The organism is Sediminibacillus massiliensis (assembly GCF_900156915.1).
Classification (GTDB): domain Bacteria; phylum Bacillota; class Bacilli; order Bacillales; family Amphibacillaceae; genus Sediminibacillus_A; species Sediminibacillus_A massiliensis.
Map to the genome: position 1 here is coordinate 3352042 of NZ_LT732535.1, position 25964 is coordinate 3378005.

At 41.1% G+C, this 25964-nt stretch carries 23 protein-coding genes and 1 riboswitch; of the genes, 12 read left to right on the top strand and 11 right to left on the bottom strand.

Annotation, left to right across the window (positions count from 1 at the left end; genetic code table 11):
* Positions 1-92: 92 nt before the first annotated feature.
* Together CZ434_RS17415 and CZ434_RS17420 are read right to left on the bottom strand one after the other, a co-directional pair.
* The gene (locus tag CZ434_RS17415; protein ID WP_077624301.1) at positions 93-1127 is read right to left on the bottom strand and encodes a glycosyltransferase family 2 protein; all 1035 of its coding nucleotides are present in this window, start codon (positions 1125-1127) and stop codon (positions 93-95) included.
* A 20-nt stretch (positions 1128-1147) separates the two neighbouring features.
* A complete protein-coding gene (locus CZ434_RS17420; RefSeq protein ID WP_245831015.1) occupies positions 1148-2839 on the bottom strand; it encodes a DUF6044 family protein in 1692 nt (563 codons plus the stop codon).
* Between the two features lie 293 nt (positions 2840-3132).
* Positions 3133-3234: riboswitch (purine riboswitch) on the top strand.
* Positions 3235-3359: 125 nt separating this feature from the next.
* On the opposite strand from CZ434_RS17420, the gene CZ434_RS17425 reads away from it, so the two are divergent.
* From CZ434_RS17425 to ppc, 3 genes are all read left to right on the top strand, one after another.
* The gene (locus tag CZ434_RS17425) at positions 3360-3944 is read left to right on the top strand and encodes a xanthine phosphoribosyltransferase (protein WP_077624303.1); all 585 of its coding nucleotides are present in this window, start codon (positions 3360-3362) and stop codon (positions 3942-3944) included.
* Positions 3945-3975: 31 nt separating this feature from the next.
* Positions 3976-5283 (top strand): nucleobase:cation symporter-2 family protein, encoded by a 1308-nt coding sequence (locus CZ434_RS17430; RefSeq protein WP_077624304.1) that lies wholly within the window; start codon positions 3976-3978, stop codon positions 5281-5283.
* Between the two features lie 221 nt (positions 5284-5504).
* Positions 5505-8231 (top strand): phosphoenolpyruvate carboxylase, encoded by a 2727-nt coding sequence (gene ppc / locus CZ434_RS17435; RefSeq protein WP_425442099.1) that lies wholly within the window; start codon positions 5505-5507, stop codon positions 8229-8231.
* A gap of 494 nt (positions 8232-8725) precedes the next feature.
* On the opposite strand, the gene CZ434_RS17445 is transcribed toward ppc, so the two are convergent.
* Together CZ434_RS17445 and CZ434_RS17450 are read right to left on the bottom strand one after the other, a co-directional pair.
* Positions 8726-11770, bottom strand: a complete 3045-nt coding sequence (locus tag CZ434_RS17445) for an efflux RND transporter permease subunit (protein WP_077624307.1) — start codon at positions 11768-11770, stop codon at positions 8726-8728.
* A gap of 508 nt (positions 11771-12278) precedes the next feature.
* Positions 12279-12638 carry a helix-turn-helix domain-containing protein gene (locus CZ434_RS17450; RefSeq protein WP_077624308.1) on the bottom strand — a complete coding sequence of 120 codons (360 nt, stop codon included), beginning with the start codon at positions 12636-12638 and terminating at the stop codon, positions 12279-12281.
* 231 nt (positions 12639-12869) lie between these two features.
* On the opposite strand from CZ434_RS17450, the gene sda reads away from it, so the two are divergent.
* Together sda and CZ434_RS17460 are read left to right on the top strand one after the other, a co-directional pair.
* A complete protein-coding gene (gene sda / locus CZ434_RS17455; RefSeq protein WP_143262143.1) occupies positions 12870-13004 on the top strand; it encodes a sporulation histidine kinase inhibitor Sda in 135 nt (44 codons plus the stop codon).
* 614 nt (positions 13005-13618) lie between these two features.
* A complete protein-coding gene (locus tag CZ434_RS17460; RefSeq protein WP_425442070.1) occupies positions 13619-14368 on the top strand; it encodes a Cof-type HAD-IIB family hydrolase in 750 nt (249 codons plus the stop codon).
* A gap of 93 nt (positions 14369-14461) precedes the next feature.
* Here CZ434_RS17460 and CZ434_RS22745 read toward each other — a convergent pair whose 3' ends face one another.
* On the bottom strand, positions 14462-14665 hold the full coding sequence (locus CZ434_RS22745) for a DNA-binding anti-repressor SinI (protein WP_077625240.1): 204 nt from the start codon (positions 14663-14665) through the stop codon (positions 14462-14464).
* Between the two features lie 598 nt (positions 14666-15263).
* On the opposite strand from CZ434_RS22745, the gene CZ434_RS17470 reads away from it, so the two are divergent.
* Positions 15264-15785 carry a hypothetical protein gene (locus CZ434_RS17470; RefSeq protein ID WP_077624311.1) on the top strand — a complete coding sequence of 174 codons (522 nt, stop codon included), beginning with the start codon at positions 15264-15266 and terminating at the stop codon, positions 15783-15785.
* A 39-nt stretch (positions 15786-15824) separates the two neighbouring features.
* The gene (locus tag CZ434_RS17475; RefSeq protein ID WP_077624312.1) at positions 15825-16340 is read left to right on the top strand and encodes a GNAT family N-acetyltransferase; all 516 of its coding nucleotides are present in this window, start codon (positions 15825-15827) and stop codon (positions 16338-16340) included.
* Here CZ434_RS17475 and CZ434_RS17480 read toward each other — a convergent pair.
* Positions 16331-16558: a DUF2164 domain-containing protein gene (locus CZ434_RS17480; RefSeq protein WP_077624313.1), complete on the bottom strand. Its 228-nt coding sequence runs from the start codon at positions 16556-16558 to the stop codon at positions 16331-16333. The genes CZ434_RS17475 and CZ434_RS17480 overlap by 10 nt on opposite strands.
* A 79-nt stretch (positions 16559-16637) precedes the next feature.
* On the opposite strand from CZ434_RS17480, the gene CZ434_RS17485 reads away from it, so the two are divergent.
* Positions 16638-16847 (top strand): YdbC family protein, encoded by a 210-nt coding sequence (locus CZ434_RS17485; RefSeq protein ID WP_077624314.1) that lies wholly within the window; start codon positions 16638-16640, stop codon positions 16845-16847.
* Positions 16848-16892: 45 nt separating this feature from the next.
* On the opposite strand, the gene CZ434_RS17490 is transcribed toward CZ434_RS17485, so the two are convergent.
* The 4 genes from CZ434_RS17490 to CZ434_RS17505 form a co-directional block, all read right to left on the bottom strand.
* Positions 16893-18362 carry a UDP-N-acetylmuramoyl-L-alanyl-D-glutamate--2,6-diaminopimelate ligase gene (locus CZ434_RS17490; protein WP_077624315.1) on the bottom strand — a complete coding sequence of 490 codons (1470 nt, stop codon included), beginning with the start codon at positions 18360-18362 and terminating at the stop codon, positions 16893-16895.
* A 223-nt stretch (positions 18363-18585) separates the two neighbouring features.
* The gene (locus CZ434_RS17495; RefSeq protein WP_084778746.1) at positions 18586-18948 is read right to left on the bottom strand and encodes a DUF1428 family protein; all 363 of its coding nucleotides are present in this window, start codon (positions 18946-18948) and stop codon (positions 18586-18588) included.
* A gap of 98 nt (positions 18949-19046) precedes the next feature.
* Positions 19047-20054: a rod-share determining protein MreBH gene (mreBH, locus tag CZ434_RS17500; RefSeq protein ID WP_077624317.1), complete on the bottom strand. Its 1008-nt coding sequence runs from the start codon at positions 20052-20054 to the stop codon at positions 19047-19049.
* A gap of 198 nt (positions 20055-20252) precedes the next feature.
* Positions 20253-20384 carry a YflJ family protein gene (locus CZ434_RS17505; protein WP_077624318.1) on the bottom strand — a complete coding sequence of 44 codons (132 nt, stop codon included), beginning with the start codon at positions 20382-20384 and terminating at the stop codon, positions 20253-20255.
* A 309-nt stretch (positions 20385-20693) separates the two neighbouring features.
* Between CZ434_RS17505 and CZ434_RS17510 the strand changes: the two genes are divergently transcribed.
* The 4 genes from CZ434_RS17510 to CZ434_RS17525 all read left to right on the top strand — a co-directional run bounded on the left by CZ434_RS17510 (position 20694) and on the right by CZ434_RS17525 (position 24356).
* Positions 20694-21323 (top strand): MOSC domain-containing protein, encoded by a 630-nt coding sequence (locus CZ434_RS17510; protein ID WP_245831080.1) that lies wholly within the window; start codon positions 20694-20696, stop codon positions 21321-21323.
* A gap of 341 nt (positions 21324-21664) precedes the next feature.
* The gene (locus tag CZ434_RS17515) at positions 21665-22411 is read left to right on the top strand and encodes a CAP domain-containing protein (RefSeq protein ID WP_077624320.1); all 747 of its coding nucleotides are present in this window, start codon (positions 21665-21667) and stop codon (positions 22409-22411) included.
* Between the two features lie 786 nt (positions 22412-23197).
* Positions 23198-23572, top strand: coding sequence for a DnaJ family domain-containing protein (locus CZ434_RS17520; RefSeq protein WP_077624321.1), 375 nt, complete (start codon positions 23198-23200; stop codon positions 23570-23572).
* A 118-nt stretch (positions 23573-23690) separates the two neighbouring features.
* The gene (locus CZ434_RS17525; RefSeq protein ID WP_077624322.1) at positions 23691-24356 is read left to right on the top strand and encodes an SOS response-associated peptidase; all 666 of its coding nucleotides are present in this window, start codon (positions 23691-23693) and stop codon (positions 24354-24356) included.
* A 71-nt stretch (positions 24357-24427) separates the two neighbouring features.
* Here the strand turns inward: CZ434_RS17525 and CZ434_RS17530 are convergent, their stop codons facing one another.
* Complete coding sequence (locus CZ434_RS17530; protein ID WP_077624323.1) at positions 24428-25804, bottom strand: alanine/glycine:cation symporter family protein; 1377 nt, start codon at positions 25802-25804, stop codon at positions 24428-24430.
* Between the last annotated feature and the right edge of the window lie 160 nt (positions 25805-25964).

Below are 25964 nucleotides of genomic sequence, written 5' to 3' on the forward strand. Positions count from 1 at the left end.
TTCAGCCAAGTCATATACTATAAATTTCATTGGAAATATTTGCAGGGACCGATCCAGATAAAGTCCCGTTCCAGTTGAGAATCCGGCTTCTATCATTCCCTTTGCAATCGCTTTTGTTCCTTAATTGGCTGGAAATCACGCTGGGAGGAATGTTTTTCCAGTAAATCGTTATTCGTATATAAATCGATGTCGACAGCATATTTAGGTCGGCCTTTCACTTCGAGGAAGACTCTGCCGATATACTCTCCGATAATGCCGATGCCGATTAATTGCAGTCCGCCGATAAACCAAATGGATACCATCAGGGATGTCCAGCCGGCGTTTGCATTCCCGGTAAGTTTTTGCATTAACGCATACCCGCCAGTTACGACCCCGCACATGAATAACAGCATTCCTAAAAAACTGATGAAACGAATTGGTGCAATGCTGAAAGAAGTTACCCCGTCAAAGGCAAAAGACAGCATCCTCTTCAATGGATATTTGGTATTGCCCGCATGCCGTTCTTTTCGGGTATAGGCTACTTCAGTCGATTTAAATCCTAAAAGCGGCACGATCCCTCTCAAAAATAAGTTCGTTTCCTTATATTTGCATAACTCCTCAAGCGCACGCTTACTCATCAGCCTGAAATCAGCATGGTTATACACGAGGTTGATTCCGATTTTCTGCATGGAACGATAGAAAGCTTGTGCTGTTGTCCGTTTGAATGCAGTGTCGGTTTGTCGGTCAGACCGAACGCCATAAACGATATCATATCCATCCAGGTATTTTGCCACAAATGTACGGATGGCAGAGACATCATCTTGAAGATCTGCATCAATGGAAATCACACAGTCCGATCTGTCTTTAGCTTTCTCAAGCCCTGCATATAAGGCAGATTGGTGTCCGACATTACGGGCAAGTTTCAGTCCAGCCACCGAACGATGGTTAATCGTGGCTTTGACAATCATATTCCAAGTCTGATCCTTACTGCCATCGTCGACTAATAGAATGGAGCTTTTTGAAGAAATCAAATGATCGGTCATTAGTTGTTGAAGTGTTTCGGTCAATTGCCTGGTTGTCTCTCCGAGGACTTCCTGTTCATTAAAACATGGGACTACGATAGTCAGTACGGGATGAAGTTTACTCAATCTTGGTCCTCCTATAATGCTTAAATTGCTTGATATAAATGAATTTTCCAAGCTGATTCGGAATGCTCGAATACTTTCAGCAGTTTTAAATCGGTTTCAGCTGCGTTCAAAATCGGGACAGATGAAAAAATATACCGTCCCCCTAAGTTTTTGAAAGCTTCGATGTTAAGTTCAAGATTTTTTATCTTTTTATTGGTTGTTTTCTCATAATCGTACTTCTTGCCGAGCTCATCAACAAACAGGTAGCAACGGCTGCCCCATTCGTCGAAGTACCTCTTGAGCGATTTGTTTTTCTCCAATTCTTTAGCTATTATTTTTCTAAATTCATATTTATATGTAATAGGATAAAGATTATTGTAAGTATCTAAAGTATAGAACCCATTATATTGAGCTATTGCTGGATGGAGGCCGATGCTGGCTACTCTGTACTGATCCTTTGGAAGGCCGATATAATCCTGGATTTGCTCAAATTGTTCCACAGCGTAAAATTCCCGAAAAGAGGGCGTTTTATGATGTACACCATAATGGATTTCCTCATTAAATGGAACCAGTACGAGTAATTGGGCAATAACTGCAATCCGGACGAATATCTTCCATTTTTTCCTGCCTGTTTGCCATAGAATCATACAGGCTGTGGCAAAGTTCAGATAAATCACAAGCGGTCTCAGAAAATGAAACCGGGCAAAGTTAAAGGTGTTAAGTAATTCGATGTTTTCCTTCAAAGGAATCCACAGCTTGTTGAACCAAAGCGCATACCAGAGAGACAAGCCATAGTTAAGTACAAGCAAGAACAAAAAAGTCTTATCCAGCTTGTCCTTCTTTTTGAAGAGAACCACAGCTAAGGTCAGAAACAAAACAGGTAGAATAACGACAGTGTGAACAGTCATTACATGTGTATGACCAAACAGAAAATTTTTTAAAGAAAGGCGGAAGGAGTGAGCTAAGTCGTGGCGGGAAGAGATGAATTCCACACGGTGACTTGGCTCCTGTTCAGCTAGTAAAGAGAAGACAAGCCGGTAGTCTACAAGAAAGAATACTCCGGCCATAAAAGCGATACTTGCCAAAAACGTCCAGTTCCACCTTTTTTTCACGATCAAGTCATACAGCCATAAACAACCGACAGCTGCAAGGAAGAAGAAAAAGCCTAGAACAATACTTGCGTAAAGGGGTATCAATGCAAGCGTAAGCCATTCTTTCCAAGAAGCACCTTTAGCCCGAATGTTCAAAAAGGCCCAGAGTGCCAGCGGATGACCAAGCGTGCTCAACATCCCTGACGGCCAAAAAGGTGTAAAGGCAAAAGCGAGAGATACTCCAATCCTTATCAGGGCGGTTTCTTTGGACTTAATGAAATGTGTTTTTAAAAGTAAGTACATGCCTACAAAGGCTGCTATTCTTGTTATCGTCTGACTCAAAGCGTATGCAGTCATAGATGGAAATACTGCATGGAGCAGTACAATCAGACTGTATTCGGTCCCGAACGCGTTACGTGGCAGTCCGTTAATTACCTGTGGGATAACTGAGCCGATTTCGCCGAACAATTCCCCGCTGTTCCGCAATACTTGATACCAGGCGATATTAGAATCAAGGTTATCGTGAACGCGGATGTGTGCATCTTGTCCCAAAACATACAAAGGCGCCAAATAAACAGCCATCAAGCAGGCCGCGATAACGAGATAAAATCTTTCTTTCTTCTTATCAGGCAAATTACTCATATGTATAAACACATCCATTAATTGTTTTGAAAGAATAAAAAAATGAGGACCACGTTATTATGCGAGGCTGGGGAGGAAAGTATTCAACTTACTTTTATTCACTATTAAAATATCCTTAAAGTTATCGAAATATGATTGCTTAGCAAGTGATGCGTTTCAGAGTTGAGAGAAACTGCGAACTAGCGAAAATTCACCTTAGAGAGACTTTTTCTATCTTTCAGAAAAGATAAAAAAGAAATGACTTTTTTGCCATTTGCCATTTTCAATTGTCGAAGTATCGGTTATAATGCAATATATTGAACGAATAAATGACTCGTATAATAGCAGGGATATGGCCTGCGAGTTTCTACCAGATTACCGTAAATGATCTGACTACGAGTAAGCATACAGCTTATTGAGTATATTGTGCCCTTTTGGGGTATTTATTTCGTGCTCAAGAAGAAAAGCTTACTCTCGTAGTATAGCTTTTTTTCTTGGGCATTTTTTATTGGACATTTTTATAGAAGGAGCGAGGGCCATCATGGAATTATTACAGGAGAAAATCAGGCAGGAAGGAATTGTCTTAAACGACAACGTACTTAAAGTAGATTCATTCATCAATCATCAAATGGATCCGGTATTAATGAAAGAAATAGGAGAAGAATTTGCTAGACTGTTTCAATCGAAAAATATAACAAAAGTACTGACAATAGAGTCTTCAGGTATCGCCCCTGCAATCATGACAGCTCTAGAGCTAGGAGTACCGTCCATTTTTGCGAGAAAACGAAAGTCCCTTACTTTGACCAATGATTTATATACCGCCGAAGTTTATTCTTTTACAAAGAAAGAGACAAATGAAATCACCGTTTCCAAGAAATATTTGCATGAGGGAGACAATGTTTTGATCATCGATGACTTTCTTGCGAATGGACAGGCAGCAATAGGGCTTGCCGAAATTGTGGAGTTGGCCGGTGCGAATGTGAGTGGAATTGGTATTTTGATCGAAAAGTCTTTCCAGCCGGGTGCAGATAAAATCCGTTCAAAAGGTTACCACCTTGAATCTTTGGCAAGGGTGAAATCCCTGCAGGAAAAAAAGGTGGAATTTCTGGAAGAGCAGACAGTTTAACAACTAGAAAATACTTCGGGGAGGAAGAGAAATGAAACAAGATGCAATGAAAACATTATCCATTGGCTTCCAACATGTCTTGGCGATGTATGCTGGGGCCGTACTAGTGCCGTTAATCGTCGGAGGCGCGCTGAATTTGAGTTTTGAACAGCTTACTTACTTGGTCTCGATTGATCTACTTGCCTGCGGGATTGCTACATTGCTGCAAGTCTGGCAGAACAGATTTTTCGGAATCGGTCTACCGGTAGTGCTCGGGTGTACTTTTACAGCCGTAGGTCCAATGATTGCAATCGGCAGTCAGCACGGTGTGTCAGCCATTTATGGATCAATCCTGGTTTCAGGTATTTTTGTGGTAATCATAGCAAAGTACTTCAGTAAGTTAGTGAAGTTTTTCCCTCCTGTTGTGACTGGGTCGGTTATCACCATTATTGGATTAACTTTGATTCCGGTTGCCATCAAGGATATGGCCGGCGGAGAAGGCAATGCAGACTTCGGAAACCCAAGCAATCTTCTTCTTTCATTTGGAGTTCTTGTCTTTATATTATTATTGAATAAATTCACCAAAGGTTTCATTAGGGCTGTTTCTGTCCTGCTTGGTTTGGTTGCAGGTACAGTTGCTGCATCATTATTGGGTATGGTCGACTTCTCGGAAGTAGCTGAAGCTTCTTGGTTCCACAGCATTCAGCCATTTTATTTCGGAATGCCGACTTTTGAGATTTCGGCAATTTTGACGATGATCCTTGTGGCGATTGTGAGTTTGATTGAATCAACAGGGGTGTACCTTGCCCTCGGCGATATCACGAATCGCAAAATTGATGAACAGCAACTTTCGAAAGGTTACCGTGCTGAGGGATTAGCAATTGTCCTTGGAGGCGTTTTTAATGCATTCCCATATACAGCGTACTCTCAGAATGTAGGACTTGTTCAGTTGACGGGTGTGAAAACGAAAAAAGCTATTTATGCAGCAGGATTTATTTTGGTCGTATTAGGGTTTCTCCCTAAAATCGCCGCGATCACTACCCTGGTGCCGACTGCTGTATTGGGTGGTGCATCAGTAGCTATGTTCGGTATGGTAGTCGCTTATGGAATCAAAATGTTGAGCAGGGTAGATTTCGAACAACAGGGAAACCTCTTGATCATCGCTTGTTCAGTCGGGATGGGACTAGGAGTTACTGTTGTGCCGGAGATTTTTGCACAACTACCTGAAAGTATAAGGATTTTGACGGAAAGCGGCATTGTAGCCGGAAGTTTTACAGCCATCCTGTTGAACATCCTATTTAATGTCATTCCAGAAAGTCAATCCACCAAGCAGATTTGGAAAGAAAGAAAGGCTTCTTAAAAAAAATTCAAAAGCAGGCATCTTATAAGGGTGCCTGCTTTTTTAAATATCATATTGAGAATATATGCTGGAGTATTGATATCATTTATCGATAGGTCACCACTTTTTCCATGATATTTTCTTGGTTTCATTATAGAATAGAAATATCAGACATTTTAACTAACTTGAAATACGGGGAAGGTGACACTTTGCAAACATTAGAAAAGTTACAGGACAGCAGCATGCCATTACGCCGTGATGTAAAGTTATTGGGGAATATATTGGGAGAAATTCTCTTGCATCATGGAGGGCCTGAATTATTAAACACGGTAGAAAAAATACGTGTAACAACAAAAGCTCTTCGCAAAGAATTCGATGAGCAAAAATATAAAGAGTTAAAAGAAGAAATCGCTAATCTTGAACAACCGGTTCGCCAACAGGTAATTCGTGCGTTCTCTGTTTACTTCCACTTAATTAATGCCGCAGAACAAAATCACAGAATCCGCAGACGCCGTGAGTACCAGCTTCAAGAAGAAGAAGTTTCACAGCCTGGATCCATAGAAAGTGCGGTTAGTTCACTTAAAGACAAACATGTAAATGAAGAATCCATACAAAAGGTCTTAGATGCTTTGTCGTTGGAATTAATTATTACTGCACATCCCACAGAATCGACTAAGCATTCAGTTTTAGAAATTCAAAAGCAAATAGCAAATATCCTCAAGCAATTGGATCAGCCAATCCTTACGAAAAAGGAAAGGAAGGAGCTGGAAGAGGGACTTGCCAATGAAATTACTATCTTATGGCAGACGGATGAATTGAGACACCGCAAGCCGACAGTAATGGATGAAGTGAAGAATGGTTTATATTACTTTGAACAGACTTTCTTTGATGTACTGCCGGAAATTCATCAGGAATTGGAAGAACAACTGAAAGAAAAGTTTGCTGATAATATAAAAGTTCCGAATTTTCTCCATTTTGGTTCCTGGATCGGTGGCGACCGTGACGGAAACCCGAATGTTACTCCTGATGTAACGTGGGAAACATTGCACAGACAGCGTGGACTTGCATTGAAGAAATACAAGGAAGTTGTTGTGAAGTTGATGAAACGGTTCAGCCATTCCGCGAATAGGGTATCAATCAGCGATGAATTAATTAAATCCGTGGAAGAGGATGAAACGAAGTATCTGAATAAGAATCAGAAATGGGCAGTCGAAACAGAAGTGTACAGACGCAAATTCGCTGTTATTCTGGCGCGTCTTGAGCAAGTTGGTAAGTCGGAAATCGGCTATCAAGCGGCAGAGGAATTACTGGAAGATCTACGATTGATCCATCGAAGCGTACAAGGTCATAGTCCTGCCGATAAAGAATGGAAAGGCTTGACCAAGCTTATCCGCCAAGTGAAGTTATTCGGATTCCATTTAGCGACGCTCGATATCAGAAACCACAGCGGGGAACATGAAGCAGCGATTACAGAGGTGCTTCGGAAAGTGAATATTGCGGAAGACTACTCTTCCCTTTCTGAAGAAGAGAAAATGGAGATTTTAGGTCAAGTATTAAAAGATCCGCGTCCGTTATTATTGTTGAATGAAGATTATTCGAAAGAAACACAGGAAATGCTGAATGTGTTCCAGATGATCAAGAATGCACATGAAGAATTCGGAAAAGAATCGATAACCGTTTATCTTATCAGCATGACTCGGTCAGCCAGTGATCTGCTGGAAGTATTGGTTCTTGCGAAAGAAGCAGGGATTTACCGCCTGCATGCAGATGGCACGGTAGATTCGAATTTAAACGTTGCACCACTATTGGAAACGGTTGATGATTTGATTGCAGGGCCTAAAATCATGGAAACCTTGTTCGAGATGGAAGAATACAGGAGTCATTTAAGTCAGCATGGTGACAGGCAGGAAATTATGCTTGGTTACTCAGATGGCAGTAAAGACGGTGGTACTTTGACAGCCAACTGGAAGCTGTACAAAGCCCAGCAGGAGATACATTCAGTTGCCAAAAAATACAATCTCCGTTTGAAATTTTTCCATGGCCGTGGCGGCTCACTCGGTAGAGGAGGAGGACCGCTAAACAGAAGCATTATGTCCCAGCCACCTGAGACGTTAGGTGACGGTGTGAAAATCACCGAACAGGGAGAAGTTTTGTCTTCCCGTTACTTACTAGAAGATATTGCTTATCGAAGCTTGGAGCAGGCAACTTCGACATTGTTTGAAGCCACGGTCGACAACAAGCTTGGGAACAGTCCTCATTACTCAAGAGAGGAAGCCTGGGGAGAAGCAATGGAAAAAATTTCGGATGTCTCTTTGAAAAAGTATCAATCCCTCGTGTTTGGCGATGAAGATTTCCTGACTTACTTTAAAGAGGCAACACCATTGAACGAATTGGGAGCTCTTAATATCGGCTCCAGACCTATGAGCCGTAAAAATAGAAACCGTTTCGAAGATCTTCGCGCCATTCCTTGGGTATTTGCCTGGACGCAAAGCCGCCAGCTCCTTCCTGCCTGGTATGCCGCCGGCTCGGGCTTGAACGATTATGCTTCAAAGAGTGAAGAGAATGTAAGACAATTGCAGGATATGTATGAAAACTGGCCATTCTTCCATTCGACAATTGATAATTTGCAAATGGCATTGATGAAGGCGGATATTCATACTGCTAAAGAGTATGCTGCACTTGTCAATGACCAGGAAATTGCTACACGTATATTCGGGGATATTATGGAAGAATATGAGTTGACCAAAAATATTCTGTTGAAAATAACAGGCAATAAAAAATTGCTTGATAACACACCGAACATCCAGGAATCTGTCCACAGAAGGAATCCTTATGTTGATCCATTGAACGTTCTTCAGGTAAATTTAATCAAAGAATTACGTCAACAGGAAGAGCCTGATGAAGAATTGTTAACCGAAGCATTGTTGACTATCAGTGGAATTGCGGCTGGTCTCCGTAATACTGGTTGATTGATAACAAATCTAGGCTCATTTCATAAGAATTGTTGCATTTTAATGTCATATTTGAGGGGAAATACGAACTAGTGAAAATTCACTTCAGTGAGACTTCCTCTCGTTCTGATTTAAGTTGAATGCTAACCCGGCGCTGCAGAAAAACACTCCCTTTCCGGGGGCGGCACCTCAGCCTCCTTGAAAATACAATTCGATTTTCTGCGTGCGATGTTTCGCTGCTAGAACACGCAGACTCATGTGGGAACAGCGCGAGTCCGAAGATCCCGGAAGAAGCGAGAACTTTGCTTCTGAGGAAGCTGAGGCCGTGCCCGCGGAAAGCGAAGTGTTCTGCCGTAGCGGTTGTATAGCACTCGACTTAATCAGAATGGAAGAAAACCATGTGCCAGTTATGTGGCATTTTATAGACATCCAGCAACAACGATCTTTTAGAAAACAGCTTACATCTAAGAAACCCCTTACCGACTGCATTATGCAGCCGATAAGGGGTTTTTTTAGATAGCGGCTTCTTCTTGATCTTCTGACAGCTTATTCCGTGTTCTACTAGTGGAATGGTTTTTCCTCCTAGTAAACAAACAGTACACAGCTGGTATCAACAAGAGTGTAATAAAGGTTGCAAACAGTAACCCGGAAATGATGACCGTTGCCATTGGAGCCTGGTAGTTTCCGGACGTTCCCGATGCAAGTGCCAATGGGAGCATTCCTCCCACCGTTGTTAACGTAGTCATGAAGATTGGTCTGATTCGGTCCTTTCCTGCTTTGATTAAAGCAATGTCAACCGGTAGTCCTTGGCTTCTCATCTGTTTTGTGCGATCGATGAGAAGAATGGCGTTATTAAGGACGATTCCGATCAGCATTACCACGCCCATCGCAGACAGCGCGCTCAGTTCACGCTGTGTAAGAAATAGTCCTATGATTACCCCTACAATTGTCATGGGGATAACGGACATGACGATGAATGGATGGCCGAGGTGATTGAATTGTACTGCCATAACCAGGTAAACAAGGAAAATGGCTATCCCGAAAACCACAACCATATCCATAATCAATTCTTGCTGTTGCTCCAAGTCTCCTGCAGTTGAAAGACTATAGCCGTCCGGCGTCTCATAGTTCTCGATCAATCGCTGAACCTCCCGATTGATCGTCCCTAAATCCCTTCCTTCTATGTCTGCTGAAATAGATAGATATCTTTCGCCGTCATCGTGGGTAATCTCATTAGGTGTTTCGATTGTATTCAGTGAGGCGAAGGCGGCTAGTGTTTTTTCCTTACCTTCTGCAGTAAAAATGGAAAGGTCCAACAAATCACTTTTAGAATTCGTTTGTTCATCCCAGGTCACGGAAAGAGGAACCGTTTCATCATCTACTGTTATTTCACCAGCAGGAATTTGGGCAAAAGCCTGCTCCATTTGTTGTTTTATTAGTGACTTCGATAATCCGTCTTTTTCTATTTGCTGTTCATTGAGGACGACAACTTCTTCCGGCGAAGTTCTTTCGATAGAACTTGTCACCCCGACAATTCCTTCGATTTTTCCTAAATCTTTTTTAAAACCGTTGGCTAGTGTTTCCAACTCCTGGAAGTCTTCTCCTTTAATGTTGACTTGGATTGGATACCCGCCACCGCCTGACATGGCACTCTGGACATTCAACAAAGGTGTGTCATCTTCCAAGGCTCTTAGGGAACTCATAATCTCTTCATTTATGTCTTTCTGTTCACGAGTGATTTCTTCCTCTTTGTTCATATTGATAATGGTATAAAACATGCTGCCATTGTCCATAACGTAGTTCGTTTCTACGTCTTTTATGGAAAGAAGGGTTGTGTTGATTTTTTCTACAACCTCTTTTTCTTCTGGTGAAACACCTGTCTCGACATCTACCATTAATTCAGAATAACGGTTGAATACATCAGGCATGATGGTCATCGGTATTTTTGTAACGAGGAACAAGGAGCCGGCAAACATGGCGAAAAAGATGGCAATTACGGCTAAACTGTATCTCTTCTTCTTTACAATCCAGGATACGACAGGTGTATATAACTTAGTGATTGGTCCTTCTTTATCACGCTTTTTCTGCTTTCTCAAGGTCAGGAATTTTTCTGCCAGAGAAGGAATAAGGGTGAACGATACAACCACTGAACTTATAAGTGTGAAGGTTACCACAAAGGAGAGAATGATCATAAATTGACCTAATTCCCCTCCGACCATACCGATCGGTAGGAAAACGACAATCGTTGTCAACATGGAAGCGAAAACAGCAGTGGCGACTTCCTGTGTTCCTGTTAAGACAGCTTCGAGATTGGCGTGTCCTTGTTCCTTTTTCCGGTAGATCGATTCTAATATGACGATGGAGGAATCCACCATCATTCCAATTCCCAGTCCAAGTCCGATCAACGTCAGTATGTTGAAACTATAATCGAACAACCACATAGCTGCAAAGGTCAATAATACCGAGGTCGGTATAGACACACCAATAATGATAGTGGCTCTGACACTTCGCAGGAACAGAAGAAGAATGGCAATTGCAATTGCGGCACCAATCAGTATATTGCCAGTGACACCATCGATTGAATCTTGGACATAATCAGCTTGGGCGACCATTTCTGTAAGTTTAAAGCCGTCTACTAACCCTTCATTTCTAATTTTCTCTATTTCTGAACGTATAGCAGCAGCCATTTCAAGTTGAGTTACATCAGCCATGCGTCCAACTTGAACGAAGATGAAGTCCTTTGTTCCATTTTTCCAGACAAAGGAGGAGCTTTCAACCGAATCTAAAGTAACAGAAGAAAAGTCCTCCAGGGTAAGTAATCCTTCAGCAGTTGGAATTTCAATATTCTTTACCTCTTCCACACTTTCCAACTTAGAGTTCCAACGCAGAGTAGGGGAAGAGTCTTCGCCTGTCAACTGGCCAAGCGTTGATTCGCTGTTAGCCTCTTGGATCGCTCCGACTACTTGGTTTATATCCAAACCGGATTCGGCCAGCTTATCACGGTCAAGTTTAATGGAGACTTCGTTTTCCTGTGTACCGGCTAATGATACATCCCGCACTTCGGGTAGCTCTTCCAGCCGAGGTTGTAATACATCCTTGGCGAAGTCGGTCATTTCCTCCATACTGCCACCGGAAACATCCATGAAAAATTCGTAGGCCTGATTTGTTCCTATTTCTCCTGATTCAACATCGATTACTTCTGGCATTTCAGCAGTTGCTGAATTAATGGCTGCATCTACTTTTTCAAAAAAGTCATCTCCGGTTCCCTCTTCAAATGTCATAGAGAATGAACTCCTGCCAATTGTAGAAGTAGAAGACACGCTCTCAATTCCGTCCATGCCCAGCAGGGTTCTCTCCAAGGGAGATGTGATCGAACGCTCGACTTCGATGGCGGACATGTCACCGGCATTTATTTCCGTATAAGCACCTCCCAAATCCATGGGCGGGAACAATTCCTTATCAAGTTTGAGGACTGCATATCCACCCACCATTACGACTAATACTGCAATAAGCCCTACAAGTATCTTTCGATTAAGAATAAATCTTAAAAGCTTCATTTAAAACCTCCTGGGATAATATTTGAAAGCGAGGACCGCCCAAAGATTAATATAATCTGTATATAGGGAGAAAAGACCAGTGAAAAAATGTTTTGAATTGAAAGTTCATACATTATGTATTTTCGGCGGAATTGCTTCCAGGGTCCTATTCGATTAACCGTTTTCATTTTATCCCTGGGAAGGAGGAATCATAATGAGCGGGAGGCTTATTTTGGATAGGTCTTGAGGCTGATTTTTTCCTTTTCATAGATATTAGATATTTACTACAATTACTTTTCTACCAAAACAACCAGTAATAACCCAAACTGCGAGTCGGGGATCTCACCAGACGTTTAGCTCTGATAAAGTGATTTTAGGTCTTTTCGTAAATTAGTAAATTAAAGGAAAGAGGCTAGTTTGCAATGGACTAGCCCCTATATGGTTTGTATAATAGTTGATAGTAAGTCTTCCGTGAAAATGGGATATATGGTCATATGACCCAAGCAAAACGGAGGATCTGTGCGAATCCTTATGAATAATGATTATTGTTATACTTCCATTCTACTAACTTTCTAATCACGGACAAGATCGTAGCATAGTCGTCCTTATCAACTTGCTCTAAATAATATTTAAAGGTCAGAATAGTGTTCCACTGCTGTTTGTTGACTGCCCCATCGAACCAGAATAATTCACCGAGAGTTATCCCTAAAGCATCTGAAACTTTTTCTATGGTATCAATCGTAGGATTTTTTTCTCCTCTTTCAAGCTGGCCAATATACGTTGGATGTAAATTAGATAAGTGGGCGAGTTTTTCCTGGCTCAGCCCGTTGCTTTTTCTGATCGTCCGTAGTCGCTCTCCTACTGATTTGGAAATTCCATGTGGGGACATTTTTATTCACCTCTGTTAAAAAGCATATCGTTTATTGACGAATAACCGAAGATACTATCGATATCGTTTGTTGAAGATTGAAATACTAAAAGTATTATAGTACTATTATTCTTATGTTTTATTATTATTATAAAGTTGGAATCACAACAAAATAGAAGGTTGCTTGCTCGGTGCAATATTTGTTCTTCCTTTTAGAAACTATACAGAATGTTAAATGAAGGGGTGAGGAATATGTTTGAGAATTTATCGGATGAAAAGCTGCTAGATGCTTACATAAAAGCTTTGGAATTGAATTTGGAAGACGATTTTATTGCATTGTTGGAAAATGCGATGGTTTACCGTGGTATGGAAATACCGGAATACTAGACACTATCGATTGGAAAGCTTACTCTGCTTATTGAGAAAACTTCTTCTAAAAATAACACCTTCAGACTTTTTCCTCCATCTGCTTACATAAATCATCAGAGTCGATGCGGCCGTTAATTTGATATCAAAGGAAAAGCGCCCTGTTTCAAGGGCGCTTTACTGAACACTATAAGCAACTTGTGTTAAACAAGTAAAAACATTTATTTTTTTTAATATTGCCGCGGTTTCTGTTCCACCTGGTCGTTTTACCAACCTAAACAATGTAAGCCCTACCTCTCTTACATCCTTACGGCTCCGAAGCCGATCCAGTGTGAATAAGTTTTACAAAACCTCAGTAGAATGCCAGTAATATTTTTTACTTTTCCATTCTATTCAAGTCACTTCTTAGGCGAAGTCGATTACTAATTCTACTATATACCAGATGGTTTGTCAAGCTTATGTGTTAGTTTTGATTTATCATTATCACATTCATACAATTCCCTGTCGCCATATTTTTAAACCTGGGGTTTTTCTTCGAACGGATAAACTTTAAAAGAAGCAAGTAAGGAAAACTGACAGCCCAAATAAGTTATATTATAATGAGAAAGGGTATTTTTTCATTATAAGGAGTTGTTTTGGTGACGAATAAAGCGAATATAAAACTAATAGCCCTAGATATGGATGGTACACTGTTAAACTCAAAAGAAGAAATTTCAGAAGCTAACCGGATTGCTATCACAGAAGCAAGAGAACAAGGCGTAGAAGTTGTGTTATCTACTGGAAGACATCGTTTGTCTTGTCAGGAATACGCGAAATCTCTCGGACTAAACTCTTATTTGATTACGGTGAATGGCAGCGAAGTGTGGACATCTACCGGAGAGTTAGTTACCCGTCAGTCACTGCATATAGAAACCATACAGAAGTTGGTCGATTTAAATGAAAGATACGGCACTTCGGCCTGGATGGCTTCGACCGAGCAGGTGTTCAGAGGTGAATTCCCTGAAAAGCTCGATGAACATGAATGGTTGAAAGTTGGCATTGATATTGACGATATCGAAGTGAAAGAACGGATTTTAAAAGAGCTTGAAGAGGATGAGCTTCTTGAATTGAGCAATTCACATCCTATGAACATCGAAATTAACGCTGTCGGTATTAATAAAGCAAGAGCCCTGGAAAAAATCTGCGGTTATTTGGATATCACCTTAAATGAAGTTATGACAGTCGGCGACAGTCTCAATGATATCAAAATGATTCAGGAAGCCGGGCTTGGAATAGCGATGGGTAATGCACAAGAAGAAGTGAAAGAAGCAGCAAGATGGGTGACAAGCACAAATGAAGAGGATGGAGTTGCCAAAGCAATCAACCACTGGATTCTCGGCAAATAATCTCCACGAAAATATTCCCTTTGGCGGGGGTGGAAACAGAGTTACGCCCTGCCTATAGATAACAGCCATAAAAGAGCGCATAAGCGCTCTTTTTTAGTTTGGGTCATTTTGTTCTGCTCTTCCTCTCTCGAGAAACAGGCGTATTTCGGTTGGGTTGATTCCTAATTTCTTTGCTTCAAGGATTAAGGCAGCCCACTCTTGATCAATGATGTCTTTCTCTTTATAAGAAATCGTATTCGCCTCCCATTCAAATATCCGATATGAAAAATTCCAGGAGTTATTTTGTTCATTATACAGTACAAATCGTTTCTAAAAAAATACAAAATTGAAAGCAATCTAGAGAGAGAAGGAGAAAACAAACGAAAAACGTTCTTAATTGAGAAAAAGCGGACGAATTTCAAAATTGGAAAAAGAATAGGTTTAAAATAGAATAAAAGATATTTTGTTGGAATCTTTATTTATAAGTTGATTCGTTTCTTGTACGGCGAACGTTCGTTTTAATGAACATAATTAAAATACAAGGATGGGGGCTTAAAATGTACAGAAAATCCTGTACTGCTTGCGGACAGCCATCATACAGCTGTGGAAAGAAAGGGTGTTGGTTTTGCCCGTTTTGTAAACAGAATCTCACGTGGCAAAAAACCCGCGACCCGGATGAACAGCGAGATCTTCCCGGCAATGATTACCTTTCGAATAAATGGAAATCGGCTTATCGAGAGAAGAGAGGCGCCCCTGTTTCGTTTACAAAACGAATATAACGAAGACGAAGCTGCTCTGGCATGAGCTTTTCAATAATTCCTACATCAATCGGGAGAGCCGACAAATTTAGCGACTTATACTATACTTAAATCAAGAACGATTTGATGCGAGAATAGACAGAGAAAGGAGAGGTATCATGGCTGAAAAGTTAATTATCAATGGCGTCCGCTTGGAACCTTATAGTCTTCACGAAAATCACGCTCAAAGCCAAATTACCTTCCATGCAAAACTTACGAAAGAAGAATACCATCAGCTGACAGACTTAAGACTGAACATCGCCAAGAGTAAAGGTTATTTCGATGTCATCCTGAATAGCTTTATCAAAGTGATGAGATTTGGGAAGATCGTTTACTCAGAACATGACGACTATGTAAAAGTAAGGGCGACATTAATCGAACAGGATTACACCGGACAAAGGAATGCGATACCAGCTACAGAGAACTTGCGTCAATCGGTATCTGAACTGGAGTTGACCAATAAAAAGCTCATTCTCTTGCTTCAGGAAAAAGGTCTTCTGACAGATGAGGAATTAATAGCTGTTCATACACACAGTAAAGAGGAAATACTTGCAAATGGCTTTCCATTTTACCAAGTGAGCGATATCGATTATTATTCTGATGAGACCAACAATACATACTCTATGCTAAACGGGCACTGATTCTGTTTTTTTACGATCACCATGCGAGGGGGATTAGTTATGAAGGAAGTCATCAAGACAGAACGATTGAGACTCAGAACAATGCAGCCGGAGGATTTGGATAATTTGCAAAAAATTTTCTCGGATCCAGAGGCGATGAGGTATTATCCGTCCCTCAAAGACTCGGAGGAGACCAAAGAGTGGATCGATTGGACAAGAGGAAATTATATGAAGTATGGTGTAGGACTTTGGGTCGTCGAGAAGCTCCCCGATAACTCATTTGTCGGGATGTGCGGACTTGTCCCCCAAATGGTCGAAGGTAAAATGGAATTGGAGGTTGGGTACTTGTTTGTACGGACGGCGTGGGGGAAAGGCTTTGCAACAGAAGCTGCTAAAGCCTGTGTGGACTATGGCTTCAAGCAGGTAAAATGCCATCAGATCATATCTCTTATCGATCCGGGAAATGAAGCCTCCATTAAAGTGGCAAACAGAGTCGGCATGGCGTTCGACAGGGTCATAGAAAAATGGGATAAAAAATTATCCTTATACAAGATTGAAGATAAGCGTCACTTTTGAATTTCAAAGATATCTTCCAGCTTAGCATGGATAAAAGCATGTGAATCTTCAACCCCGATATTGTAAAAAACAGGGCCAAGTTCTTCGGTAATGAAATCGAGGAAAAGTCCTGCCGCTAGTTCACCTAATTCTTCGTCTCTTTCCTTTTCAAAGTACTCTTTTATCTTACCGATCATTTCCTCTTTCCGTTCTTGTTTCAATTGAAAATCAGGTTTCATAATCTTGCTCCTTTTCATTCAATGACTTATGCTAATTATAACAGATATGGATAATAATACATGGGAAGGTGAGAATTCGATGGCGGATTTGAAATATGAAATCGTGGAAAATTTGGGTGTTTTGTCCGAGTCGCCAAAAGGATGGACGAAAGAATTGAATTTGGTGAGCTGGAACGGCAGGGAAGCCAAGTATGACATAAGAGACTGGGCACCTGACCATGAAAAGATGGGAAAAGGAGTTACATTGTCAAAAGAGGAAGTAGAAAAACTGAAGAAATTGCTGGATTAATGAAGAAAGGACAGCCTTGTGGTTTGAGGCTGTCCTTTTGGTATGTTAATTTCCGAACTTTATTAAACAATGTTCTTGAACGACTTGCTTGTCGCTATGTGGGTGCTTTGTGTTTTCGATTATTTGATAATCTTCCTGGCCTTTGCCGGCAAAGATGATAATGTCTCCAGCTTCGCTTATCTCTATGGCATGTTTGATTGCCTCTTTTCTATCTGCTATTGCAGCATAGTTGTTATGTTTCATCCCTTTTTCCATATCGTGCAGGATGGATAGCGAATCCTCATATCTCGGATCGTTAATAGTCAAAACCACATAATCTGCGACAGATGCCTTTTCAGCCATATCAGGCCTTTTGCGTGCATCTCTGTCACCGCCTGTCCCCACTAAGAAAATCAGCCGGTTCTCTTTAAAAGGCAACACTGACAGGATTGCCTTTTCGATGGCATCCGGAGTATGGGCATAATCGATATACATGGTAACAGGGGCATTGATGTCAACCTTTTCCATGCGGCCATTCACTGGTGGAAGGCTTTGCAGAGTCTCTAACAATTCCGGTATATGATAACCATGAGCATATAAGGAAGCAATGGCTGCAAGAGCGTTATAGACATTGAATTCTCCAAGCAGATTCATGGTCACCTCATATGTCCCTTCAGGCGATAAGAGGGTGAATATTGTCCGGTCGGGCTGATAGGAAATATCGATTGCTTTAAAAGCTGAGTCAGCATGAAGGCTGTAAGATATCGTTTCAAAACCGGTTGAAAAGACATAGGTTGAATACCAGGGGTCATCCTGGTTGATGATTGCATATTTTTCTTTACGTAGATCTTGTCCCAATTGTGCGAACAACAGTCCTTTTGCAAATCCATACTGTTCCATGGTGTCATGAAAGTCTAGATGGTCATGGGATAAGTTCGTAAAAGCGACAACATCAAACTCCACACCTGATAATCGTCCCTGTACAAGGCCGTGGGAGGAAACTTCCATTGTCATATTGTTGATTCCTTTGTCCAAAGCCATCTTCATCATTTTTTGGTTTGTGAGTGCGTCACATGTCGTGTTATTGCTTGGGAAATGTTCGTCTTCCAATTCCAGGCCGATCGTTCCGGAAAGAGCAGACTTTTCCCCTTGCTTTCGAAGCATGGAGTGAATAAGAGTGGTTACCGTTGTTTTTCCGTTGGTCCCCGTAACACCGAATACATTCATTTGCTGGGATGGAAAACCGTAAAATTTATTGGCAAGCAATGCCATCGCCTTAATGGAATCACGAACAATGACTAAAGCTGTATTCGTAAGGTCTACATCGAGCTTTTTTTCAGCAACGATTACAGTTGCACCTTTCTTTTCAGCCTCTTTATGAAAATCGTGGCCATCGACAGTAAACCCGCGAGTACATATGAATAGGCAATCTTTCTCCGCTTTACGGGAATCATTGTGGATAGCCTGGACCTGAGGTGGAAGCTCACCGTATATTTGTTTTATTTTTAAGATGGAAAGTAGTTCAGCTGTGTTCATCTATTGCAACCTCTCATTTCTTCATATCTTTAATAATTTGTCCAATATATGTAGTTGTAATCGAAAAAGAAAAAGGTTGGCTGTGGTAGCTGCGGTATCCTTTTTATACCCTGGAGTCAGCGTCTCTAATCTCATCACTTGTTCCCAGATGAGTTGGAATCTTTCCTGAAAAAGAAAAATTCTCCACGAATAATCAATGGGGAATGGGCTGTAGTTTTTATTTTTAGATGTCTGCACTTTGGAAAGTGGCAATGTAGGTGTTGGAAGAATCAACAAGTTTTGCAGTCTCCTCCAGTAAGAGCTGAATGGTTTCATCCTGGTCCATTTTTAAAAGAACTTCATCGTGGTGGGATTTGTTCCGATAGACCATCTGCCCAAACAAAATTTCCTCATCCTGCTTCAAGTCCAAGAAGAATATATTGTTTTCCTGCTCTTTTTTCGTAGCTGATTCTAATCGATATGGTTGATAAATCCGGTGCTCAATTGCTCCATGAGACATATTAGCTTGAGCGATTTTATCACTTAGTTCCAGAAACCTCGCAGTTTGGACCCTTTTTATTCGATAAAATTGTAAAACTGTGAACAAAAGAATCTCCCTCCTCTGAATCACTATATGTAAAACAGAGAAGAAGGTGAAGAGGGAGAGCGGCCTTCTTAGAAAGAAGTACCAAATCCCTCCCTGGATTACTTTGCAGCTTTTTGCAATTTATTGATCATTTTTAGAGCACGACCTGTTCCGATTGCCACTGATTCAAGTGGGTTTGGCGCTAGGTGGACAGGGACAGAAATTTCATTGGCAAGCCATTCCTGCATTCCTTTTAACAGGGCGCCGCCGCCTGTAAGTGTAACACCATGGTCCACAATATCGCCACTTAATTCTGGAGGACAGTTTTCCAAAGTTGTGCGGATGGTTTCCAATATGGCTTCTAGAGATTCTTTGATTGCACCCTGAATTTCTGTTGAAGTAACATTAATGGTACGCGGAAGTCCTGTTACCATATCCCGTCCACGAATATCCATTGTCATTTCTTCGTGGTCGATTAAAGCGACACCGATTTCCATTTTGATGTTTTCAGCTGTTCTCTCGCCGATCAGGATATTATATTGCTTGCGGATATACTGGATGATTTCGTCATCCATCTTGTCTCCACCTGTTCGGACTGAACGACAGGAAACAATTCCGCCAAATGAGATGATGCCTACTTCACTCGTTCCTCCGCCGATATCTACAATAACATTTGCTATTGGTTCATCGACAGGTAAATCAGAACCAATGGCAGCAGCGACAGGTTCTTCGATAAGATGTACCTCTTTTGCACCATAGCTCTTTACTGCATTATGAATCGCCCTTCGTTCAACTGATGTGCTTCCGGAAGGAGTACAAACGACTACTGTTGGTTTTCTCATCGACAGCCCGGCTTTTTTACTGACCTTTTTCAGTATTTCTTTCAGCATTTGAGCGGTAACATCATAATCAGCAATGACTCCATCTTTCAAGGGGCGGATCGGGATGATGTTTTGTGGGGTTTTACCGACCATTTCCTTTGCTTCCGCACCAACGGCTACCACACTCTTGGAATCCATATCAATAGCGACTACAGACGGTTCATTCAATACAATTCCTTTTGACTTCGTATATACCAATATATTAGCAGTTCCTAAATCAATTCCGATTTCTGCGTTAGAAAACATATTTTTTCCTCCATTGATGACATTTTTTTCATTATATAGCCTTTCTCCAATGTAACACGTTTTCTGGGGGTGATAGGATGGCAAATACAGGAAGGCTCTTAATAGCCCCCGCAGACATAACCATGACAAGAAGAGACAATAGTAAAAAAAGCAGGAAACATTGTTCCCGCTTTTACCTTAAGTCTGCTTATAAAAAGCTTAATTTTGCTTTTCAGCTAATAGGTTTGCAAGTATGTGCTTTTTATAACGCTCCAATTTGCGTCCTTCCAAGCGGCGAACACCTAGATTTTTTAATTCTTCAACATACCAACCTTTACTTCCTACGTGCATCCCTATCATCCTTTCCCTTTTCTTTACATAGAAAAACGTGAATTTTTTCTTCTAGAAAGAAAAAGTCCACGCCCGTTTTTTTTCAAGGCATAGGAACCTTGATAATTTTCGAGGCAATTGTAACATTTATAAAAGTGGCAGAAAAGGACCACAAAAAAATTTTTAAAATTAATATTGGAAGTTACATCCATATTTATCTTTTATTTGTTAAGGACTTTTATATATAATGATTAATAAATATGTTGCTTGTGATTTTTTGATAAAAAGAAAGGTGGAGGTCTTATCGAATACAAGATTGCTTCTTTGAATGTGGGAAAACCGGACAAACATCTCATTAATGGAAAAGAATTGTATAGCGGATTTATAAAATCCCCCATTGAGGAAACTTCTTACTTAAGTTCTACAGGATTTGAGGGAGATGGACAAGCAGATTTAAAAAACCATGGGGGAGAAGATAAAGCCGTCCTGGGATATGCTTTAAATCACTATTCCTATTGGGAAAATACATATAATAGAAAATTTGCCATTCCTTCATTTGGCGAAAACATAACGGTGGACGGATTGACAGAGAAAGAAACTTACATAGGCGACGTTTATAAACTTGGTGGTGCTACTATTCAAGTTTCCCAGCCGAGAAAACCTTGTTACAAAATTGCGGAAGTTCACCAAATAAAAGAAATACCCGCAGCAGTAACAGAGACTGGCTTTTCCGGTTATTACTTCAGAGTATTAGAAGAGGGACATGTCCATCATTCAGATACATTGGAGCTAGTCGAACAGGACTCGTTCAAAGTGAGCATTTCCTATATATATGAAGTATTGTACCACCGAAAACATGGAATTGAAGGGATGGACAGGATCCTTGAGGCGGAAGCTTTAGCCAACTCGCTGTCGCAATCAATCATCAAAAAAAGACGGAAAATTATGTCCCAGAAGTAACAAATCCTTTACTCATTGAATAGAAATTGTAATATTTTTTGGCCTTTCAGAGGTATGTCAACCCTGAATACATTGAAATATTATCCAATTGTCCCATATGCTATCAGCCACTTTAGTAAAAAGGTGGCTTTTTTTAATTGCTTTTATGAGATTAAAAGGATAGCTTGATACGTTAATAGATAAAGGCTGCTGAGCTTTTGATTTATGTTATACCTCTTTAGAACAAACAAGGATTCACTTGTAAATGGAAAAACCAGACAAAAATATTACAGCAAAGCCATGCTATGATGATTGTGCAAGCAAGAACACAAGAAAAAATTTAACAGGAGAGGTGCAAAAATATGTTCAAAAAAATAGGATTTGCTACAGTATTTTCTGCTGCACTATTATTCGGCGGAACTTTCGCAACCAATGTGGATGCACAAAGCAACTATCAAGTTAATACGAAAGTCTACTACTCTACTAATGGGAACTTTTCACAACAGGATATTCAAAACTATCTAGATAAATACTTCAGTAACTATAAGATTCAGTGGAAACAACAACAAACTCAAGAAACACAACAACAAGATAAAGCAGAGAAGCCAGAGCAACAACCAACACAACAACCGCAAAAGCAAGCAGAAGAGCAACCACAACAACAAGCGGAGCAACAGCAAACGGTAGAAAAGGATCAACAAGCATCTGAAGATAATGGACAAGACCAACAGCTAAATCAGTTCGAACAAGAAGTAGTCGAACTAACCAATGAAGAAAGAGCGAAGAACGGGCTTTCTCCATTGAAAATAGATAATGAGCTAAGCAAGGTAGCACGAGAAAAATCTTCCGACATGGCTGAAAATGGATACTTTTCTCATAACAGCCCGACTTATGGTTCTCCTTTTGATATGATGAAGCAGTTCGGTATCAGCTACAACACAGCTGGTGAGAACATTGCCAAAGGCCAACGTTCCCCTGAAGAAGTAGTAGAAGCATGGATGAACAGTGAAGGCCACCGCAAAAACATCCTTAACGCTGATTTCACTCATATCGGAGTAGGATATGTTGAACAAGGCAACGTTTGGACACAACAATTCATCGGAAAATAAGTTATAATAAGAACAGTCCTATATAAAAAGGGCTGTTCTTTTTGATTAATTTTTTCTTTATATTTTTGTTGGATGAAACTTTTCAGTTGAGGCAAACTGTGACATAGTGAAAATTCACTCTAAAGAGACTTCCTCTCGTTCTGATTATAAATGGCTGGTATGGCCTCGCTGCGCCAGAACACTTCGCTTTCCTTGGGCACGGCCTCAGCCAGGGGACTACTTGAATTAACATCCTTGCTGCCTTTGGGACTGCGATTACTCGTCCCACCGAAGACCTTTCGCTGTTAGTAATTTTCTTAAATTTGAGGTCAGGAATACGCATTCTCCAATTCCCTAACAATTAACTAAAAACAATCCTAAGAAGCGGATGATTTCTAGCAAAATCCGCATTGAATGCGACTCGAGTGCCCATGTTAGACACATTTTAGGATTTTTTCTCACTAATCAAAAACTATACCGAGCTGCGGAAAAATGCGAGACTCCTTGAAAATAAAGTTCGATTTTCTGCGTGCGGTGTAAATTCATCGAGGCCTTTTCAAAGTCCTGTGGGAAAGGAACAGTCTGAAGACCCCGCAGGGCGCTTTGCCCGAGGAGGCTGAAGCGTTCCCCGCGGAAAGCGAGTATTTTTCCGCAGCGCTGGACTGCCACTCAATCAGAAAAGGATGGGAGGAAGTCACTTTAAAGTTATGTCGCATAATATGGGTTTTGTGAACCAGTAATATAGTTGAAATATAGCTTTTGATTACACTATCACTAAAATGTGAGCAAATGGAGAGGTGATTTCATATGGACTTTGCCAGCAGGATGGCCGAAGAGAGAATTCGTCAGGCCATTAAAGATGGAGAGTTTGATAACCTTCCGGGGGAAGGGAAGCGATTGGAGTTAGAGGATCTATCCGCAATTCCTGAAGATATGCGGACGAGTTATTTGATGATGAAAAATTCCGGTTATCTTCCAGAAGAAGTTCGACTGAAGAAGGAACTCATTACACTGGAAGACATGATTGCATCCTGCAAAGACCCGGAACAAAAAGAAAGTTATAAAAAACAGCTGACAGAAAAAGAAATTCAGCTGAGAATAGCGCTAGAAAAGAGAAATCTCAAGAAATCGAACGCATATCAAAAATATTCCAGTAAAATCCATAAAAGATTCGGTATCTAAAACAGTCCGGCCAGACAGGTGAGGACTGTTTTTTTTTGTTTGTGGTCCCACCTTCCTATTTGTATAATATGGATAACTTTAACCGACAAATTAGTCTGAAAGGACAGGAGGAGTTAGTATGTGCGGACGTTTTACACTTCATGCCAGTGAACTGGAAATCCTGCAAGAGTACGAACTGGATCAGGAAATACCAGGGTACGAAACACGATACAATATCGCCCCGGGACAGGACATCCTTGCTGTTATCCATGACGGTAATTCCAAAAGGGCGGGTTTTCTGAAATGGGGGCTTGTGCCTTCATGGTCGAAGGATCCCAAAATAGGTTATAAGATGATCAATGCCAGAAGTGAAACAGCTCATGAAAAGCCGAGTTTTAAATCCTTGCTTTCAAGAAGACGTTGTTTGATTGTTGCTGATAGCTTTTATGAGTGGCAAAGAAATGAAAACGGCAAGCAACCTAAAAGAATTTCCCTGCAAAACAGGAAACTTTTTGCTTTTGCAGGATTGTGGGACAAGTGGGAACATAATGGGAAGAAGTTATACACGTGCACCATTCTAACCAGAAAAGCTAATGAATTCATGCAGCCTATTCATGACAGGATGCCGGTCATTCTCCCGAAAGAGGCGGAAGATGAGTGGTTGGCACCTGTTAGAATGGATCCCGAACAAGCGCACGGTTTTATCAGTAACGTACCAATCGAACAGCTTGATGCCTATGACGTAAGTGACTACGTCAACTCCGCCCAAAACGAAGGAGATCATTGCATCAGGCCGCTTGCATAACATGATATCATTCCGCTTCATCACGCCCCAAAAAAAGCTGTCGAGAGTTTCTCGACAGCAAATTTAAAAAGTTATGCACTGTATGTTTTTTGTTTTTCTTGTCTTTTTTCTTCTTTTGCAATATTTAAGAAACGCTTCGTTTCGGCAGCTACGACTCCTGATAAACCGAGTAGGCCGATCAGGTTCGGGAATGCCATTAAGCCGTTCATAATATCCGCTACACCCCAGACGATATCCAATGCAGCTACTGAACCGACGAAAACGAAGAGAACAAAAACAATCCGGTAAAAGGGAATCGCCTTTTCACTGAATAAGTACCCGAAACATTTTTCTCCATAGTAAGACCAGCCCACAAGGGTGGAGAAAGCAAAGAAAATAATGCCGATGGCCACAATATATGTGCCGGTATTGCCAAGAAATATTCCGAATGATTCAGAAGTGAGGTCTGCTCCATCCAACCCGCCTGTATACTGTCCGGCCATAACGATTGTCAGTCCGGTGATTGTACAGACGATTATCGTATCGATAAATACTTGGGTCATGGAGACCAGTGCCTGTCTTCCGGGATAATCCGTCTTTGCTGCAGCTGCAGCAATTGGGGCAGACCCGAGACCTGCTTCGTTTGAAAAGACCCCGCGGGCTACACCATAACGGATAACGGTACCAAGTATGCCTCCACCGATTGCACTCCCTGTAAATGCATCACTGAAGATTGTGCCCAAAGCAGAAGGAACAAGATCCAAATTCATAATAATGATGATAAGTCCACCTAGAACATAAAAGGCAGCCATAATCGGGACGAAGAAAGAAGTGACTTTACCGATACTTTTAATGCCGCCGATAATAACCATTCCAACCAAAACAGTAAGTATAATCCCAGTCACCCATGTCGGAACATTGAAAGAAGTTTCCAAAACGTCTGAAACAGAGTTGGATTGGACCATGTTACCGATACCGAAGGCTGCGAAGGAACCGAATATGGCGAATAGTATTCCGAGCCATTTTGCATTCAATCCTTTTTCAAGGTAATACATCGGACCGCCTGACATTTGGCCGTTACTGTCGGTGACCCGGTATTTGACAGCCAATATCGCTTCTGCATACTTCGTAGCCATTCCAAACAATGCCGTGATCCACATCCAGAATACTGCTCCGGGACCTCCCAGTACTACAGCTGTCGCTACACCGGCGATATTCCCGGTCCCTATAGTGGCCGCCATTGCAGTAGTCAGCGCCTGGTAATGACTGATATCTCCCTTGGATTTTTTATCCTGTTTTTCCGGACTAAAAGCTAGTTTCAAGGCGTAAGGCAATGTCCTTATTTGCAGGAAACCAAGTCGTATAGTCAAGTAAATACCTGTTCCCACCAGTAAGATAAGCAGTGGTGCGCCCCATACATACCCGCTGATTGTTCCGATTAAATCCATTAACTTACTTTCTTCTCCCATGTTATTCCCCCTTTATATATACTAACCCCATGATTAAATTTTCCGAAAATTTAAATAAAATGTCAAGTGTAACTTGTCGGTAAGCGCAATCATATTGCTTGATTCTTTTCAAATGACCGAGTTTATTTCATAATAAGAGGGAACATAAACAATAAACGCT